The 15,777-nt window shown below is 66.3% G+C and carries 19 protein-coding genes; 6 read left to right on the forward strand and 13 right to left on the reverse strand.

Going from position 1 to position 15,777, the window contains the following annotated elements:
- Nucleotides 1-98 precede the first annotated feature (98 nt).
- Nucleotides 99-1,061, reverse strand: coding sequence for a thioredoxin-disulfide reductase (gene trxB, locus ACFOYU_RS09610; protein ID WP_226736273.1), 963 nt, complete (start codon nt 1,059-1,061; stop codon nt 99-101).
- Nucleotides 1,061-2,092 carry a mitochondrial fission ELM1 family protein gene (locus ACFOYU_RS09615; RefSeq protein WP_377033334.1) on the reverse strand — a complete coding sequence of 344 codons (1,032 nt, stop codon included), beginning with the start codon at nt 2,090-2,092 and terminating at the stop codon, nt 1,061-1,063. The genes trxB and ACFOYU_RS09615 overlap by 1 nt, the downstream gene beginning before the upstream one ends.
- Nucleotides 2,093-2,207: 115 nt before the next feature.
- On the opposite strand from ACFOYU_RS09615, the gene ACFOYU_RS09620 reads away from it, so the two are divergent.
- Both ACFOYU_RS09620 and ACFOYU_RS09625 read left to right on the forward strand, forming a co-directional pair.
- Nucleotides 2,208-2,693, forward strand: a complete 486-nt coding sequence (locus ACFOYU_RS09620) for an Lrp/AsnC family transcriptional regulator (RefSeq protein WP_226736270.1) — start codon at nt 2,208-2,210, stop codon at nt 2,691-2,693.
- A gap of 109 nt (nt 2,694-2,802) precedes the next feature.
- Nucleotides 2,803-3,333, forward strand: a complete 531-nt coding sequence (locus ACFOYU_RS09625; RefSeq protein ID WP_377033335.1) for a GNAT family N-acetyltransferase — start codon at nt 2,803-2,805, stop codon at nt 3,331-3,333.
- Here ACFOYU_RS09625 and ACFOYU_RS09630 read toward each other — a convergent pair.
- The 3 genes from ACFOYU_RS09630 to carB form a co-directional block, all read right to left on the reverse strand.
- The gene (locus tag ACFOYU_RS09630; RefSeq protein WP_377033336.1) at nt 3,323-3,826 is read right to left on the reverse strand and encodes a hypothetical protein; all 504 of its coding nucleotides are present in this window, start codon (nt 3,824-3,826) and stop codon (nt 3,323-3,325) included. The genes ACFOYU_RS09625 and ACFOYU_RS09630 overlap by 11 nt on opposite strands.
- A 34-nt stretch (nt 3,827-3,860) precedes the next feature.
- Nucleotides 3,861-4,334, reverse strand: coding sequence for a transcription elongation factor GreA (gene greA / locus ACFOYU_RS09635; protein ID WP_226737071.1), 474 nt, complete (start codon nt 4,332-4,334; stop codon nt 3,861-3,863).
- Between the two features lie 104 nt (nt 4,335-4,438).
- Nucleotides 4,439-7,909, reverse strand: coding sequence for a carbamoyl-phosphate synthase large subunit (carB, locus tag ACFOYU_RS09640; RefSeq protein WP_226736264.1), 3,471 nt, complete (start codon nt 7,907-7,909; stop codon nt 4,439-4,441).
- 186 nt (nt 7,910-8,095) lie between these two features.
- On the opposite strand from carB, the gene ACFOYU_RS09645 reads away from it, so the two are divergent.
- Nucleotides 8,096-8,491 (forward strand): GtrA family protein, encoded by a 396-nt coding sequence (locus ACFOYU_RS09645; protein WP_377033337.1) that lies wholly within the window; start codon nt 8,096-8,098, stop codon nt 8,489-8,491.
- A gap of 204 nt (nt 8,492-8,695) precedes the next feature.
- Nucleotides 8,696-9,922 (forward strand): MFS transporter, encoded by a 1,227-nt coding sequence (locus ACFOYU_RS09650; protein WP_377033348.1) that lies wholly within the window; start codon nt 8,696-8,698, stop codon nt 9,920-9,922.
- Nucleotides 9,923-9,939: 17 nt separating this feature from the next.
- Here the strand turns inward: ACFOYU_RS09650 and ACFOYU_RS09655 are convergent, their stop codons facing one another.
- The 4 genes from ACFOYU_RS09655 to carA form a co-directional block, all read right to left on the reverse strand.
- On the reverse strand, nt 9,940-10,629 hold the full coding sequence (locus ACFOYU_RS09655; RefSeq protein WP_377033338.1) for a class I SAM-dependent methyltransferase: 690 nt from the start codon (nt 10,627-10,629) through the stop codon (nt 9,940-9,942).
- A gap of 35 nt (nt 10,630-10,664) precedes the next feature.
- Nucleotides 10,665-11,219 carry a cupin domain-containing protein gene (locus ACFOYU_RS09660; protein WP_377033339.1) on the reverse strand — a complete coding sequence of 185 codons (555 nt, stop codon included), beginning with the start codon at nt 11,217-11,219 and terminating at the stop codon, nt 10,665-10,667.
- A 351-nt stretch (nt 11,220-11,570) separates the two neighbouring features.
- Nucleotides 11,571-11,945, reverse strand: coding sequence for a hypothetical protein (locus ACFOYU_RS09665; protein ID WP_377033340.1), 375 nt, complete (start codon nt 11,943-11,945; stop codon nt 11,571-11,573).
- Between the two features lie 201 nt (nt 11,946-12,146).
- On the reverse strand, nt 12,147-13,349 hold the full coding sequence (gene carA / locus ACFOYU_RS09670; protein ID WP_226736251.1) for a glutamine-hydrolyzing carbamoyl-phosphate synthase small subunit: 1,203 nt from the start codon (nt 13,347-13,349) through the stop codon (nt 12,147-12,149).
- 141 nt (nt 13,350-13,490) lie between these two features.
- On the opposite strand from carA, the gene ACFOYU_RS09675 reads away from it, so the two are divergent.
- Complete coding sequence (locus ACFOYU_RS09675; protein ID WP_226736249.1) at nt 13,491-13,949, forward strand: GatB/YqeY domain-containing protein; 459 nt, start codon at nt 13,491-13,493, stop codon at nt 13,947-13,949.
- 9 nt (nt 13,950-13,958) lie between these two features.
- Here ACFOYU_RS09675 and ACFOYU_RS09680 read toward each other — a convergent pair whose 3' ends face one another.
- Complete coding sequence (locus tag ACFOYU_RS09680; RefSeq protein ID WP_226736246.1) at nt 13,959-14,540, reverse strand: cysteine hydrolase family protein; 582 nt, start codon at nt 14,538-14,540, stop codon at nt 13,959-13,961.
- Nucleotides 14,541-14,656: 116 nt separating this feature from the next.
- Here ACFOYU_RS09680 and ACFOYU_RS09685 point away from each other — a divergent pair, with 116 nt between their 5' ends.
- Nucleotides 14,657-15,088, forward strand: coding sequence for an Lrp/AsnC family transcriptional regulator (locus ACFOYU_RS09685; protein ID WP_226736244.1), 432 nt, complete (start codon nt 14,657-14,659; stop codon nt 15,086-15,088).
- Between the two features lie 6 nt (nt 15,089-15,094).
- On the opposite strand, the gene ACFOYU_RS09690 is transcribed toward ACFOYU_RS09685, so the two are convergent.
- The 3 genes from ACFOYU_RS09690 to ACFOYU_RS09700 all read right to left on the reverse strand — a co-directional run.
- Nucleotides 15,095-15,289, reverse strand: coding sequence for a hypothetical protein (locus ACFOYU_RS09690; protein WP_226736241.1), 195 nt, complete (start codon nt 15,287-15,289; stop codon nt 15,095-15,097).
- A gap of 55 nt (nt 15,290-15,344) precedes the next feature.
- Nucleotides 15,345-15,545 carry a hypothetical protein gene (locus ACFOYU_RS09695; protein ID WP_226736239.1) on the reverse strand — a complete coding sequence of 67 codons (201 nt, stop codon included), beginning with the start codon at nt 15,543-15,545 and terminating at the stop codon, nt 15,345-15,347.
- A gap of 103 nt (nt 15,546-15,648) precedes the next feature.
- A partial coding sequence (locus tag ACFOYU_RS09700) for a cold-shock protein (protein WP_377033349.1) occupies nt 15,649-15,777 on the reverse strand: 129 nt, incomplete at its 5' end.

Below are 15,777 nucleotides of genomic sequence, written 5' to 3' on the forward strand. Positions count from 1 at the left end.
ACGATCCGTCCCGCGAGGGAGGACCGTCTTATCTCTTATAAGCCGCTGGCCGAAGGCAATAGGAATTCGGACCGAAGGCTAACCAATCGTTGAGAAATTCATTCGGCGGCCTGCTGCGTCACCTCCAGGCTCGCCAGGTAGCGTTCCGTTTCCAGCGCCGCCATGCAGCCCATGCCGGCGGCCGTCACCGCCTGGCGGTAGACGTCGTCGGCCACGTCACCCGCGGCGAAAACGCCCGGAACGTTGGTCTCCGTCGTGCCCGGCTTGGTCAGCAGATAGCCGCCCTGCTTCATGTCGAGCTGACCGGCGAAGAGCTCCGTCGAGGGCTTGTGCCCGATGGCGATGAAGACGCCGTCGGTCTTCAGTTCCGAGACCTCGCCGGAGACGATGTTCTTCAGCCGGACATGGGTGACGGAGGTAGGGTTCTGGCTGCCGCAGATCTCCTCCACGGCGGAGTTCCACACGACCTCGATCTTGGGATTGTTCAGCAGGCGGTCCTGCAGGATGCGCTCGGCCCGCAGGGAGTCCCGGCGGTGGACCAGGGTCACCTTGGAGGCGAGATGGGAGAGGTAGAGCGCCTCCTCGACGGCGGTGTTGCCGCCGCCGACCACCACGACCTCCTTGCCGCGGAAGAAGAAGCCGTCGCAGGTGGCGCAGGCCGAGACGCCGAAGCCCTGGAACAGGGCCTCGGAGGGCAGGCCGAGCCACTTGGCCTGGGCGCCGGTCGCGACGATAAGCGCATCGCAGCTGTAGGTCTCGCCGGAATCGGCCTCCAGGCGGAAGGGCCGCTGCTTCAGGTCGACCTTGGTGATGTGGTCGGAAACCATGCGGGTGCCCACATGCTCCGCCTGCAGGCGCATCTGCTCCATGAGCCACGGGCCCTGGATCACGTCGGCGAAGCCCGGATAGTTTTCCACGTCCGTCGTGATCATGAGCTGTCCGCCCGGCTGGAAGCCGGAGATCAGGACCGGCTCCAGCATGGCGCGGGCCGCATAGATCGCCGCGGTGTAGCCGGCCGGCCCAGAGCCGATGATGATGAGCTTGGCGTGAGTATGGGCCATCAAGAATTCTCCAGTGAAAGAGCCGCGTCAGGCAATCCGAGAGCGCGGCGATGGCGGCCTAGGCCTTCGGCGATGGCGCGCGCAATCCGAGGGGTTGAATTTAAGGGTGGATAGGCTTCGCCTTCAAGTCGGCCCGCGAAGGGATGCACAACTCCAAGGGATTTCATCTCGTCGAGGAAGACGGTCAGCTTGGGGTGCCCGCCCGTGGGTTCGAAGACCAGGATGGGAACGCCCGTCGCCGCGGCCTCGCCGATCATGTTGAAGGAATCCGCGGTGGCCACCACCGCATCCGCAAGGGCGAGAAGCGCCACGAAGGGATTCTCGCCGCTCCCGTCCCAGAAGAAGCCCCCATGGCGCGACGCCAGAGCGATCAGGGCGTCCCGAAGAGCGGGAGGGGTCCGTCGCGAGGCGGTGATCATCAGTCCGGCGCCCGTTCCCGCCAGGGTGGCGAGGTGCTCCGTGAGGCGGGCGATGTCGCCTTCCGTGAAGCGGTGGTGGCGGCTGTCGCCCCCCACGAGCACCGCCACGCGCGGGTGGGGGAGGCCGGCCAGGCGCGGGTCGGGCTTCGCGCGGGCCGCTTCGAGCCGCTCGGCCGAGACCCGGTGGGGCGGCGTGAGCGTGTTGAGGACGTTCGGGCCCCGCAGGCGGTCGTAGCTCGGCGACCAGATGAAATCGGCGGCGTTCGGTCCGATGCGAGGGTCCTTGAGGAAGACCGTGTAGGTTCGCCCGCCGGAGGCGCGCTTCACGAAGCGCAGGTAAGGCACGGCGCGGCGGCCGGACCCGATGAGCAGATCGGGAAAGGGTGGGACGAGAGGGCTGTTGCGGGCGCCCGGGCGCTCCCGGGGGTCGATGGGCCCCCAGGGCATGAACCAGGAGAAGGGCGCGCGGGGCCGCACCCGGCGGATTTCCGGCTCCAGGCCGAGGGCCTCGGATACGCTCAGGGCCTGCAACTCGTCTCCGGCCTTGCCGTCGGACAGGACCCAGCAGGTCGTGCCGGAGGCTATCGGCAGGCTTGAGTTGTTGCGCAACATTTGATCAATGAGCCTGTGGAGTGCATGAAGTTCGTTGCGACTTAATCGCCAGCCCTTCTTGTGCAGACCCTCTACACCGTCTACTCAGCCGAGACGAGCCTTTCCCGGAGTTAACGTGCGCGGACGCCTCGATTCCATTGACTGGGCCATCCTGAAGGAACTGCAGGCCGATGGCAGCATCACGAATGTGGAGCTGGCCCGTCGCGTCGGCCTGTCGGCCCCCCCATGCCTGCGCCGTGTGAGGGCGCTGGAAAGCGCCGGCATCATCAAGGCCTACAGGGCCATGCTCGACCCCAAGGGCCTGGGCTTCGAAATCGTGTGCTTCGCGATGGTCCAGCTCGACATCCAGGGCAAGAAGGAGCTCCGCGAGTTCGAGGAGCGGATCAAGGGCTGGTCCATGGTCCGGGAATGCTGGACCTTGTCCGGCGACATCGACTTCATCATGAAATGCGTGGCGCCCAACCTCGCCGCCTTCCAGGGCCTGGTGTCGGAACTCACCTCCCTGCCGAATGTGCGCAACGTCCGCACGGCGCTCACTCTCGACCTGATCAAGGACGAGCCCTTGGTGCCGATCGAAGACGTGTCCGAAGTCGCCGAGTAGAAGCCGGACAGCTCCGGCCGAAAGCCTCCCCGCGGCGTGTGCCGTGAGGTATACCGGCATTCGGTGAGTTGCGGCCTGCGAAGGCCGAGGATCGTCCCGGAGGAGCGCGTTGGACCTCGAAACGGAGCATTTGCTGCTTCGGCGGCCGAAGCTGGCCGACGTGCCGGCTCTATTCGCGTTCCTGGGGGATCCTCAGGCCATGCGGTTCACCCATTGCGACCGGACGCTCCGCCAATGCCGCCGCCGCATCGCCGTGCACGAGTGGTTCCGCCGCAGGGACGGCTTTGCGCCCTGGACCATCGTGACGAAGCGGGAGGGGCGCCTCGTCGGCTGGGGCGGCCTCTACAACGACCCCTTTGAGCCCGGTTGGGGCGTGGAGGTCGGCTACTATTTCCACCCGGACGTCTGGGGCAGGGGATATGCCGGCGAGCTGACGGCGGCCTGCACCCATGTGGCCGACCGGACCCTGGCCCTGCCGGAAATCAAGGCTTTCGCGCATCCGGAAAACATCGGCTCGCGCCGTGTTCTGGAAAAGGCCGGTTTCGAGGTGGTCAGGTTCGTTCCGGAAATGGAGCGCTTCCTGTTTCGGCGCGAGCGCCCGTCGGATGCGCTGCCGGGCTCCGCAGGGCCTATCCGATGAGCTGGCGCCGCAACCAGCGGACGTAGTGCTGCGCCACCGCGGCGGCCCGGCCGGGCTCGTTGGGCGTCAGGATGCTCGTGCGCACGTCCAGAACCGCGAGCTGCGGGTGGCGCGCGATGATCTCTCCTCTCGGGCCGACGGCCAGCGCCTCGCCTTCGAGCGAATCCGCTCCCCCGCCGGCTCCGCGCCAGCGGCGACCACCGCCGCCGCCATCGGGCGAGCTCGTCAGGAAGAGGTTGGTCAGGCGGACCACGAGGCGCGGGCCGCGCGGATCGACCCGGTCGGCAAAGGAGCGCTGCAGCTCATCGAGCGCGGCCGCGCCGACGAAATCCGCAAAGGCATCCAGGCCCTTGGCCCGGAGCACGCTGACATCCACGGCGAAGGACGAGAAATACTGGGGGAAAGCCTGCGCCCGGGCAGCCGAAAGGCCTGCGCCGGCAAAGCCGGCACAGGCGAGACCCGTCAGGAACGAGCGGCGGGACAGAGGAGACATGCTGTGATCCTTCATCGCTGCCCCCTGCTGCCGATTAGCCGAACTGGACGCCGACGACTTCGTAGGACTTGCCGCCGCCGGGAGTGACGACCTCCACCGTATCGCCGATCGTCTTTCCCATCAGGGCCCGGGCGATGGGCGACGAGACCGAGACGCGGCCGGAATGCACGTCCGCCTCCGGCTCGCCGACGATCTGGTAGGTCTTTTCCTCTTCCGTATCCTCGTCCACGAGCTTGACCGTGGCGCCGAACTTGATCCGGTCGCCGGAAAGCTTCGAGATGTCGATGATCTCGGCACGCGAAATCAGGCTTTCCAGCTCGAGGATGCGGCCCTCGTTGAGGGACTGCGCTTCCTTAGCGGCATGGTATTCGGCGTTTTCCGACAGGTCGCCCAGCGCGCGAGCCTCAGCAATAGCCTGGATGATCCGGGGGCGCTCGACCTGTTGCCTCTGCTTGAGCTCTTCCTCGAGCGCCGCAAAACCCTTGATCGTCAGAGGGACCTTGTCCATCATTCGTCTCTTCCAAAAAGAGGTACGAGGCCGCCGTTTCCGGCGCCCTCGCATATCAACGAAAACTTCCTTGAAGCTTCGCAGTTCCGATTTATGCCCGGGCCTCAGGCAAAATAGTCCTGAAGCGCCCGGACTTCGAGATCGCCGCCGAGATAGGCCTTGATGCCCTCGGCCGCGGCGATCGCTCCTGCAAGAGTGGTGTAGTAAGGTATCTTATGCAAGAGGGCAGCCTGTCTCAAGGAGCGAGAATCTGAGAGGGCGCCGGCCCCCTCGGTGGTGTTGAAGACCAGCTGGATGTCGCCGTTCTTGATGGCGTCCACCACGTGCGGGCGGCCTTCGAGCACCTTGTTGATCCGCGTCGCCTTGACGCCGTTTTCCTCAAGAAACTTCTGGGTACCCCCGGTTGCCACGATCTGGAAGCCGATTTCCTCCAGCATCTGGATGGTGGGCAGGATGCGGGGCTTGTCCGAGTCGCGCACGGAGACGAACACGGTGCCGGTCTTCGGCACCTGGGTGCCGGAGCCGAGCTGGCTCTTGGCGAAAGCGACGCCGAAGCCCCGGTCGAGGCCGATGACCTCGCCCGTCGAACGCATCTCCGGCCCAAGCAGCACGTCGACGCCGGGGAAGCGGGCGAAGGGGAAGACCGCCTCCTTCACGCCGATATGGGGCAGCTCCTTCGGGGTCAGGCCGAACTTGGCGAGGTTTTCGCCCGCCATGACCCGGGCCGCGATCTTGGCGATGGGCTCGCCGATGACCTTGGCCACGAACGGGATGGTGCGCGAGGCGCGGGGGTTCACCTCCAGGACGTAGATCGTGCCGTCCTTGATGGCGTACTGAACGTTCATCAGGCCGCCTACGTCGAGGGCCAGCGCCAGCGCCTTCGTCTGGCGCTCCAGCTCGGCCAGGATGTCGGGCGACAGCGATCGGGGCGGCAGGGAGCAGGCGGAATCGCCCGAGTGGATGCCCGCCTCCTCGATATGCTCCATGATTCCGGCGATGAACACGTCTTTGCCGTCGGCGAGGCAGTCCACGTCCACCTCGATCGCATCCGAGAGATAGCGGTCGAAGAGGAGGGGGTTCTGGCCCAGCACCGTGTTGATCTGGCCCGTCTTGTCGTTGGGGTAGCGGGCCTTCACGTCGGAGGGGATGAGCCCGGGCAGGGTGCCCAGCAGGTAATCCTCGAACTGGGTCTCGTCGCGGATGATCGCCATGGCGCGGCCGCCGAGCACATAGGAGGGACGCACCACGAAGGGCAGGCCGAGATCGGCGGCGATCAGGCGGGCCTGCTCCACCGAATAGGCGATGCCGTTCTTGGGCTGCTTCAGGTGCAGCTTGTCGAGCAGGCGCTTGAACCGGTCCCGGTCCTCGGCCAGGTCGATGGCGTCCGGCGAGGTGCCGAGAATGGGCACCTCGGCTTCTTCCAGGGCACGGGCGAGCTTGAGCGGGGTCTGGCCGCCGAACTGGACGATGACGCCGTGCAGGGTGCCCCTGGAGCGCTCGGTCTCGATGATCTCGAGCACGTCCTCCTGGGTCAGCGGCTCGAAATAGAGCCGGTCGGAGGTGTCGTAATCGGTCGAGACCGTCTCCGGGTTGCAGTTGACCATGATGGTCTCGTAGCCCGCATCCTTGAGCGCGAAGCAGGCGTGGCAGCAGCAATAGTCGAACTCGATGCCCTGGCCGATCCGGTTCGGGCCGCCGCCGAGGATGATCACCTTCTTGGCGTCGGACGGCTGGGCCTCGTCCGCCGGCTGGCCCGCGAAGGGCGCCGTATAGGTCGAGTACATATAGGCGGTGGGGGAGGCGAACTCCGCCGCGCAGGTGTCGATGCGCTTGAAGACCGGGCGCACGGCGAGCGACCGGCGCAGTTCGCGCACCTCGGCCTCGGTCTTGCCGGCGAGGACGGCGAGGCGGGCGTCGGAGAAGCCCATCGCCTTGAGGTGGCGGAAGGCGCCCGGGGTCTGGGGCAGGCCATGGGCCTTCACCTTGGCTTCCAGATCGACCACGGCCTGGAGCTGCTCCAGGAACCAGCGGTCGATCTTGCAGCTCTCGTAGACCTCGTCGTGGCTGATGCCGAGGCGCAGCGCCTGGGCGACCTTCAGCAGCCGGTCCGGGGTCGGGGTGCCCAGCGCCGCCTTGATGGCGTTCTTGTCGTCGCCCTTGCCGAGACCCTCGATCTCGATCTCGTCGAGGCCGGTGAGGCCGGTTTCCAGCGAACGCAGGGCCTTCTGGAGCGATTCCGGCAGGGTGCGGCCGATGGCCATGGCCTCGCCCACCGACTTCATTGCGGTGGTGAGCGTCGGCTCGGCGCCGGGGAACTTCTCGAAGGCGAAGCGCGGAATCTTGGTGACCACGTAGTCGATGGTCGGCTCGAAGGAGGCCGGCGTCGCGCCGCCCGTGATGTCGTTGGCAATCTCGTCGAGGGTGTAGCCCACCGCGAGCTTGGCCGCGACCTTGGCGATGGGGAAGCCCGTCGCCTTGGAGGCCAGCGCCGAGGAGCGCGACACGCGCGGGTTCATCTCGATCACGATCATGCGGCCGTTCTCGGGGTTCACCGCGAACTGCACGTTCGAGCCGCCGGTCTCGACGCCGATCTCGCGCAGCACCGCCAGCGAGGCGTCGCGCATGATCTGGTATTCCTTGTCGGTGAGTGTCAGGGCCGGGGCCACGGTGATCGAGTCGCCCGTATGGACGCCCATCGGGTCGATGTTCTCGATGGAGCAGACGATGATGCAGTTGTCCGCCTTGTCGCGGACGACCTCCATCTCGTACTCCTTCCAGCCGAGCACGCTCTCCTCGATCAGCACCTCGTTGGTGGGCGAGGCGTCGAGGCCGCGCTCCACGATGTCGAGGAACTCCTCGCGGTTGTAGGCGATGCCGCCGCCGGTGCCGCCCATGGTGAAGGACGGGCGAAGGATGGCCGGCAGGCCGACCTCGGCGAGCGCCAGCAGGGCCTCGCCCATGGCGTGCTCCTGGTAGCGCTTGCGGCGCTCGTTCTCGCCCGCGTTCCACTTGAGCTCGTAGGCGGCGATCATGCGCTTCTTGTCGCCCGGATGGACGTCGAGGGCCTCCAGGCGGGCCAGCTCGGCGAGATAGGCGTCCCGGTCGGCCTTCTTGAGGGCCGAGGCGTTGGCGAGGCGCGATTTCGGCGTGTCGAGGCCGATCTTGGTCATGGCCTCGCGGAAGAGCTGGCGGTCCTCCGCCTTGTCGATGGCCTCGGCCGTGGCGCCGATCATCTCGACCCCGAACTTCTCGAGCACGCCCATCTTCTTGAGCGACAGGGCGCAGTTCAGCGCCGTCTGGCCGCCCATGGTGGGCAGGAGCGCATCGGGGCGCTCCTTCTCGATGATCTTGGCGACGATCTCGGGGGTGATGGGCTCCACGTAGGTGGCATCCGCGAGATCCGGATCGGTCATGATCGTCGCAGGGTTCGAGTTCACCAGGATGACTCGGTAGCCCTCTTCTTTCAGCGCCTTGACGGCCTGCGTGCCCGAATAGTCGAACTCGCAGGCCTGACCGATGATGATCGGTCCGGCACCGATGATGAGGATGGAAGAGATGTCTGTCCGCTTCGGCATATGGCCACCCAGGCGTGTCCAGCCGCGCGGCCGTAAGGTACGGCGCTTCGAGCGCAGCTGGCGTGTTATCTGATTGAAGGTTGAGAGAGGCTCTTACACGGCCTCATCCCGTAAAGAAAGGGCCAAGAGGACGCGTCCACCGATGAAGCGCGTGACGGCGCCGCCGTAACGGGCTAACGAGGGGCCGTGACGACATTTCCTTACCCGCGCCGCCTCGCCCGCCAGTTCGCCTCCTTCTTCGGGGTGGGCCTGGCCGCGGCCGTGGCGCATTACGGCCTCCTGGTCATGCTCGTGGAGGGCGGCTTCGCCTCGCCGGTCCCGGCGACGCTGGCCGGCTATATCGCGGGCGGGCTCGTCTCCTACGCCCTCAACCGCACCCACACCTATCGGAGCAGCCGCCCCCACCGGGAGGCCACCTGGCGCTTCGCCCTGGTCGCCCTCGTGGGCTTCCTGCTGACCTGGCTGTTCATGCACGCCTTCGTGGAATGGCTCGGCGCCCCCTACATCCCGGCGCAGCTGGTCACGACCGGGATCGTGATGCTGTGGAGCTTCGTCGCCCACAAGGCATGGACCTTTGCCTAACGAAGAGCCAACCGGCTGAGGATCGAGCCGGTACAGACGGCCAGTGCAGCCCTGGCCTGCATCCGGGTGCAGTCCTCATCCCGGTTTTGCAGTGCAATATAAGGCCGACATGAGTTCGCGCCGCAGCCGTGCCTTTCGAAAGGCCAAGCAGCGCATCATGGTTTTCGCTAAACATCTCTTGGGGGCTTGATGTCCGATATTTCGATGGCAGCGGCCGACCGGGCCGTTCCTGGAGAGAAGCCCGTTCCGCGCTCGCGGCTCGCGGTCGCCCTGATCGAGCTGGCGCTTGCCGTCGGCAGCTTCGGCATCGGCACAGGCGAGTTCGCCATCATGGGGCTTCTGCCCAACGTCGCCCAGGAATTCGGCGTCACCACGCCGGAGGCTGGATACGCCATCAGCGCCTATGCGCTGGGCGTTGTGGTCGGCGCTCCCATCATCGCGGTCCTGGCCGCGAAGCTCGCCCGTCAGACGCTGCTGCTCGTTCTGATGGCGGTCTTCGCCATCGGCAACGTCGTCAGCGCTTTGGCGCCGGGCTTCGAATCGTTCGTTCTCCTGCGGTTTCTGACCGGGCTTCCGCACGGCGCCTATTTCGGCGTGGCGGCCTTGGTGGCCGCTTCCCTGGTCGAGCCGCGCAAGCGGACCCAGGCCGTAGCCCGCGTCATGCTGGGACTGACCGTGGCGACGCTGCTCGGCACGCCCGTCGCAACCTGGTTCGGTCAGATCCTGAGCTGGCGGGTCGCCTTCGCGGCGGTCGGCTTCCTGGGGGCGCTCACCGTCGTCCTGATCTGGCTGTTCCTGCCGAAGGACAAAGTTCAAGAGGGAGCCAGCCCGATCCGGGAGCTCGGGGCCTTCAAGCGCAAGCAGGTCTGGTTCACCCTGAGCATCGGCGCCGTCGGCTTCGGCGGGTTGTTCTCCGTGTTCTCCTACATCGCGTCGACGGCCACGCAGGTCGCCCAGATGCCGGAAAGCGCCGTTCCCATGATGATGGCGCTGTTCGGCTCCGGCATGATCGTGGGCAATCTGGTCGGCGCCTGGTTCGCCGACAGGAACCTGATCGGCACCATCGCCGGCACCCTGGCGGGCAGCGCCGTCGTGATGTCGGTCCTCTCCCTGACGGCCGAGAACCCGTACATGCTGTCGATCTGCGTGTTCCTGGTCGGGAGCAGCGTCGCCATCGGGCCGGCGCTCCAGACCCGCCTGATGGATGTCGCTGCGGATGCCCAGACCCTGGCGGCGGCGCTGAACCATTCCGCCTTCAACATCGCCAACGCCCTCGGTGCCTGGCTCGGCGGCCTGGCCATCGCCTCCGGCTACGGTTTCGCCTCGACCGGATGGGTGGGAGCGATCCTGGCGGTGGGCGGCCTCGTGGTCCTGGCGCTGTCGATGGCGAGCGATCAGCGTTCCGCCCGCGCCGAGATGTGCAAGGCCTAGAGCATCTTTCGGCGAAGCTAGACCGGCCTGCCCATGAAGGTCATCCGCGCCGGGTTGTGGCCGATATTGCGCTCCATCCGCTCGGCGCTGAAGCCTGCCTCCTCCAGGAGATCGACGATGTCCTCCTGCGTGTATTGGGACAGGCCGATCTCTTCGCGGATCTTGCGGTATTCCGAGAACGCGGTGCGCGCGAGGCCGAGGGCCGCGGATTTCAGGAAGCCGCCCTTCCAGGCGAAGGACAGGAGGGCCTTCGCGTCGGTCACGGGGCTGACATCCGGTGGAATCACGTCGGCGAGGATCAGGCGGCCGTCGGTTTTCAGCTTGCCGTGCCAGAGCTTCAGGAGCCCGCGCAACTCCTCCAGCGAGAGATATTGCAGAAGAGAGTTCGCCACGATCAGGTCGAGGGAGGCTTCCGGCAGGGTCGCGAGATCCTCCGGGGACAGGATCGTGATCCTGTCCCGGTCTCCGAACCTTTCGTGCAGCCGTTCGCGCACGAGGGGAGCCCCGTCGCAGAGGTAAAGGTGGCCGCATTTGGCCGCCACCCGGTCCGCGAACAACGCTTCGCCGCAGGCATGGTCGAGCACGGCCGCATCCGGTGAGGGGATGAGGCCGATGATCTCGTTCGCAACCAGCCGGTAATGCAGGAGCTTGTGCCGCTCGCCCGCATAGATCGGCGTGTCTTGGTTCCAGTAGTCTCGCCAGTTCATGGCGAGACTCCTAGCCGAAGCTCAGCTTCTCGTCATCAGCCGTTGGACCAGAGTTTCATGAGGGGGCCGTTCGCCCCGTCGACCGGATCGGCGTCCGGAAGGGGAACCTCCGCGATGCGCTTGCGTGCGGCTTCGATGGCGCCGGGATCGTCGCGGATCTCGTCCCAGTCGCGACCGCCCGCATAGGCGCCCACCACCAGAAGCTCTCCGTTGTCGTTGATGAGCGCGTGCCCGACCCCGGCGGGAATGACGACGACATCGCCTGCCGTGATTGCGACCAGCTCGCCGCTTTCTCCACCGAAACGCACGGAGCCCGACCCCATGGCGATCCCGAGAACCTCATGGGCCGTCGAGTGATAGTGGTGATAGTCGTGAATGCCGTTGCGCCAGGAATTGGTCCAGCCGTTCTTCTGAAACGTGTTCTCGAACGCCTTGGCCGGATCCGGGCTCGATGGCCGGATCGCAGCGCGACGGACGATCAGCGGCAGGGAATTGTTCGGGATGAGGCCGTTGTCCTTGAAGACGTAAGTGTCCGTCTTGAGCGGCGCGTTGTACTCGCCGGGGGCGCCATATCCTTTTGCCTGAGCCATTCGTTTCCTCCAATCCAGTCGGGGGAGAACGCATCGGCTTCGCGAAAGATCGAGCGTGGCCGCTCATTAATCCGAAGTTCCGGCTCCGGGCTTCCGGGAACGGGAGGGCGGCGCCCCTTCCCGCGCCACGGCGGGAAGGGGGCTCCCGGCTATCCCTTCAGGGGAGGATCTCCGTCAGCAGCTCGCCGGCTGCGCGGTGGAGCGGCAGGTGGTTGTTGATGTAGGCCATCACCCGGGCCACCCGGCAGCCTTAACCGAGGCGCGTCGTTGCTCTGGGCTTGGTGCCGGCCTTGGTCATGGATCGCTCCTGAACAAGACCTTAGGACGCCTCGATTGATCGTTCTTGCGAAGTTACTGCTCGATCAGCATCGCCGCGACGGCGCGGTCGATGGAGAGGTAGAACACCACGAAGGCGACGGTGCCCGCGACGGCGAACTCGATGGTCTGGTTCTTCAGCATCTGAAGCTGGCGCAGGGTGTTCTGGCCGAAGATCGTCAGGAGCCAGGCCACCGTGAGGACGACCGGGAAGATGAACAGGAAGGACCAGGTGCTCTCCACATGTCCCGCGTCGGTCGGGTCGATCAGGGGACGGATGTTGCGGACCCAGGGAGCATAGATCGAGGCGTAGAGCGAGGTCAGCCAGGACAGGCCGACGGCGACGCCGAGATGAAAAGTGAAGAGGGAATGCAGGCGGTTGAACTGGCCGGACTCGTCGTCGAACGTCATCGGAAGAACCCCCAAAATCAAGAATCGATCGTCAATTTTTATGGTTACTGATCGGTTAACGTGATTTGGGCCGCGAGCGCAATGTCCGGTTTGTCGCAGAAATGAAATATTGTTCGATTATCCACCCTTCGGCGGAATCGTGGTTAAGGCTCCGGCAGGGACGAAGAGCACTGCCGGAGCGATAGGGGCCTTAGGCGGCCTTCAGGCCTGGCGCCTTGCCTTCTCCTCCTCGATCAGCTTCACGAACCGGTCGAAGAGGTAGTGGCTGTCCTGCGGGCCGGGGGAGGCCTCAGGATGGTACTGCACCGAGAAGGCCGGGCGGTCGGTGAGCGCGATGCCGCAATTGGAGCCGTCGAAGAGGGAGACGTGGGTCTCCACCGCGTTCTCCGGCAGGCTCTCCGGGTCCACCGCGAAGCCATGGTTCATCGAGGTGATCTCGACCTTGCCGGTGGTCCTGTCCTTCACGGGATGGTTCGCCCCGTGATGGCCCTGGTGCATCTTCTTGGTCTTGCCGCCCACGGCCAGGCTCAGCATCTGGTGGCCGAGGCAGATGCCGAAGGTCGGGATCTTCTCTTCCAGCACCTTGCGGATGACCGGCACCGCGTATTCGCCGGTCGCGGCCGGATCGCCGGGGCCGTTGGAGAGGAACACGCCGTCGGGCTTGAGGGCCAGGATGTCGTCGGCGGAGGCCGTGGCGGGCACCACCGTGACCTTGCAGCCGGCGCGGGCGAGCAGCCGCAGGATGTTGCGCTTCACGCCGTAGTCGATGGCGACCACGTGGTACTTGGCTTCCGCCTGCTTCTCGTAACCCTGGCCGAGCTTCCAGGTCGTCTCGTCCCAGTCGAAGCGCTGACCGCTGGTGACCATGGGCACGAGGTCGAGGCCGTCCATGGAGGGCAGGGCGGCGGCGCGGGTCTTGAGCGCGTCGAGGTCGAACGCGCCGTTGGGATCGTGCGCGATCACCGCGTTGGGCATGCCCTTCTCGCGGATGAGCGCCGTGAGCGCCCGGGTATCGATGCCGGTCAGGCCGATGATGCCGCGGGCCTTCAGCCAGGCGTCCAGGTGGCGCGAGGCGCGCCAGTTCGACGGGTCCGTCACCGAGGCGGCCAGAATGGCGCCGCGCACGCCGGAGGACGAGGCGGCGTTGACGCTCTCGATGTCCTCGTCGTTGGCGCCCACATTGCCGATATGCGGGAACGTGAAGGTGATGATCTGGCCCGCATAGGACGGGTCGGTCAGGATTTCCTGATACCCGGTCATCGCGGTGTTGAAGCAGACCTCGCCGGTCGCCTCGCCGGTGGCGCCGATGCCGAAGCCTTCCAGCACCGTGCCGTCCTGGAGCACGAGAACGGCGGTTGCGCGCGGCTCCGTCCAGCCACCCGCTGTGTGTTTGTCTTGCAGCATCGTCATGATCTCTTTAAGTCCGAGCCCAATGGGGCGCGCTTGAGCAGGCCACCATGGGCCGCCCTTGAACTGTTCCTGTGACTTAAGGGGCCGTTCGCGTTCCGTCAACGCTCAGGCGCTTTAAAACACAAGGAGATATCCATGCTGCGCGATCGTTTCACGGCGGACATGAAGGAGGCCATGAAGGCCGGCGACAAGCGTCGCCTGGGCGCCATCCGCCTGATCCAGGCGGCGCTCAAGGACAAGGACATCGAGGCCCGCGGCAACGGCAAGGACCCGCTCTCCGACGAGGAGATCCTGGCGCTCCTGCAGAAGATGGTGAAGCAGCGCCAGGAATCGATCGCCATGTACGAGCAGGGCGGCCGCACGGAGCTCGCCCAGCAGGAGAAGGACGAGGTCGAGGTCATCTCCTCCTACCTGCCCAAGCAGATGGACGAGGCCGAGACCAGGGCCGCCATCGAGGAGGCCATCGCCGAGACCGGCGCCTCCTCGATGAAGGACATGGGCAAGGTCGTCGGCGCCCTGCGGGCCAAGTACGCCGGCCGCATGGATTTCGGCAGGGCGAGCGGCCTCGTGAAGGACATGCTGCCCAAGGGGTAAGCGCCCAGCTCAGGCGGCCGTCGCCTCGCCGGCGGCCGCAAGCGCGGCCAGGACGTCCCCCGTGGTCGCCACCTGGGCGAATTCGTAGCGCAGGGTCGCCACATGGGCCCGGTGGCTCTCGCGGGCGGGAACGACGCCGCCCGTGCCGTCCGGCAGGTCGAAGCAGTCGCAGGCATCCTCGACCAGAACCATCTCGTAGCCGAGATTCGCGCCCGTCCGCACCGTCGTGGACACGCACATATCCGTCGTTATGCCGAAGACCACGACCTTCCGCACGCCGAGCCGCTTCAGCCTGAGATCGAGGTCGGTTCCGATGAAGGCGGAGTTGACGCCCTTGGTCACCAGGGCCTCGCCGCCTTTCGGCCCGAAGCCCGGCCGGAAGGCGTTGCCCGGCTGCCCCGGCGCCAGGGTCGAGCCCGGCGTCACGGAATCGTGTCGCACGTGGATGATCGGCAGCCCGCGGGACCGCCACGCCTCGATGAGCGCCAGGCCGTTGGCGTCCACGGCCCCGTTCCAGCGGCGGGGCCAGGAGGGCAGGTCGAAAGCCTGCTGCATGTCGACCGGCAGAAGCACAGAATTCGCGTAATCCATGGGGAAACCTCAGTTGCCCTCCTGTCTTCGCGCGTCGTCGTGCCGGTTTCACTGGACAAGATGACCGGTGGGCCGGCTAAGTGCCGGTCGGGAAGCATCGGGGCGGCGGGAGCGTCATGCTGGACGAGAAAGACAGGATCCTGGTGGCGTCCTTGCGCCGGAATGCGCGGGAGAGCCTCGTCGGCCTTGCCCGCAGCGTCGGCCTGTCGCGCAGCGCCACGCAGGAGCGGATGCGCCGCCTGGAGCGCGAGGGCGTGATCAAGGGCTATACGGTGGAGCTCGCCTCCGAGCACGACCCGGCGGTGCGGGCCATGATCGCCGTCACCTTCGAGCCGGGTTTCCGCTGCAAGCACGTGGTGCCGCGCCTGTCGGGCATTCCCGAGATCACCGCCTGCCACTCGCTGACCGGCTCCATCGATCTCATGGTGATGGTGTCGTGCGACTCCAACGCGACCCTGGACCGGATCCGCGATGCCGTCGCCGCCGTGCAGGGCGTGGCCACGGCCACGACCCATATCGTCCTCGCGACCCCGTGGGCGCGGGACTAGGGAGCGCTAGGCGCTTCGGATCTCGCTCTCGCGCACGGCCCGTTCGGTCGCGCCGCTCTTGATCCGGTACGAGAGTTCCCCGCTCTGGTCGGCGGGCATGAGCCGGACGACCTCGTAGACGCCGGTCGAGCTCGTCCGGGAATCGGCATAGGCGGGGTGCTTCAGCCGGATCATCTGCCGGACTTTGAACTTGTGGGACATCGGTCGGTCTCCTGGTGAGGGGCGGGGTGTTCGTTCTCCGGCGCGGGCGGGCGGATTACCGGATGCGCCGGATGCTGGTGATGGTGCCCTCGGGCAGGGTGCCCTGTTCCTGCTGGGCGCGGGCGATCGTGCCGACCACGCGGGTGTCGGCGGCCTGGGAAGGATTGTCGATCCACAGATAGGCCGTGCGGGCGTCGTCGTAGTTCACCAGGAACATCACGGATTTCGCGGGAGTGTATTTCCGAAAGGTGCTCATCGCTTCCTCTTCAGTTCGGCATCGAATGGGGGAGCAAACAAAAAAGCCGCTCCCAGGGGAGCGGCTCCTGATCAGGCGCTCGCGATGTGCGCCGGTTCATGCATTAGGCCGTCTGGATGTTGTTGACGGCGACCTTGCCGCTGCGACGATCCTCGGCGGTGTCGAAGGACACCTTCTGGCCTTCGCGAAGGCCGCGGATGCCGGCGCGCTCGAGAGCGGTGGCGTGGACGAA

This window comes from Microvirga sp. GCM10011540 (assembly GCF_042650665.1).
In the GTDB taxonomy this organism is placed as follows: domain Bacteria; phylum Pseudomonadota; class Alphaproteobacteria; order Rhizobiales; family Beijerinckiaceae; genus Microvirga; species Microvirga lenta.

Bases quoted from the DNA above. Each gene is read 5' to 3' on its own strand.
- trxB (WP_226736273.1), bottom strand. From the start codon at position 1,061: ATGGCCCATACTCACGCCAAGCTCATCATCATCGGCTCTGGGCCGGCC.
- ACFOYU_RS09615 (WP_377033334.1), bottom strand. From the start codon at position 2,092: ATGTTGCGCAACAACTCAAGCCTGCCGATAGCCTCCGGCACGACCTGC.
- ACFOYU_RS09630 (WP_377033336.1), bottom strand. From the start codon at position 3,826: ATGTCTCCTCTGTCCCGCCGCTCGTTCCTGACGGGTCTCGCCTGTGCC.
- greA (WP_226737071.1), bottom strand. From the start codon at position 4,334: ATGGACAAGGTCCCTCTGACGATCAAGGGTTTTGCGGCGCTCGAGGAA.
- carB (WP_226736264.1), bottom strand. From the start codon at position 7,909: ATGCCGAAGCGGACAGACATCTCTTCCATCCTCATCATCGGTGCCGGA.
- ACFOYU_RS09650 (WP_377033348.1), top strand. From the start codon at position 8,696: ATGGCAGCGGCCGACCGGGCCGTTCCTGGAGAGAAGCCCGTTCCGCGC.
- ACFOYU_RS09655 (WP_377033338.1), bottom strand. From the start codon at position 10,629: ATGAACTGGCGAGACTACTGGAACCAAGACACGCCGATCTATGCGGGC.
- ACFOYU_RS09660 (WP_377033339.1), bottom strand. From the start codon at position 11,219: ATGGCTCAGGCAAAAGGATATGGCGCCCCCGGCGAGTACAACGCGCCG.
- ACFOYU_RS09665 (WP_377033340.1), bottom strand. From the start codon at position 11,945: ATGACGTTCGACGACGAGTCCGGCCAGTTCAACCGCCTGCATTCCCTC.
- carA (WP_226736251.1), bottom strand. From the start codon at position 13,349: ATGCTGCAAGACAAACACACAGCGGGTGGCTGGACGGAGCCGCGCGCA.
- ACFOYU_RS09675 (WP_226736249.1), top strand. From the start codon at position 13,491: ATGCTGCGCGATCGTTTCACGGCGGACATGAAGGAGGCCATGAAGGCC.
- ACFOYU_RS09680 (WP_226736246.1), bottom strand. From the start codon at position 14,540: ATGGATTACGCGAATTCTGTGCTTCTGCCGGTCGACATGCAGCAGGCT.
- ACFOYU_RS09685 (WP_226736244.1), top strand. From the start codon at position 14,657: ATGCTGGACGAGAAAGACAGGATCCTGGTGGCGTCCTTGCGCCGGAAT.
- ACFOYU_RS09690 (WP_226736241.1), bottom strand. From the start codon at position 15,289: ATGTCCCACAAGTTCAAAGTCCGGCAGATGATCCGGCTGAAGCACCCC.
- ACFOYU_RS09695 (WP_226736239.1), bottom strand. From the start codon at position 15,545: ATGAGCACCTTTCGGAAATACACTCCCGCGAAATCCGTGATGTTCCTG.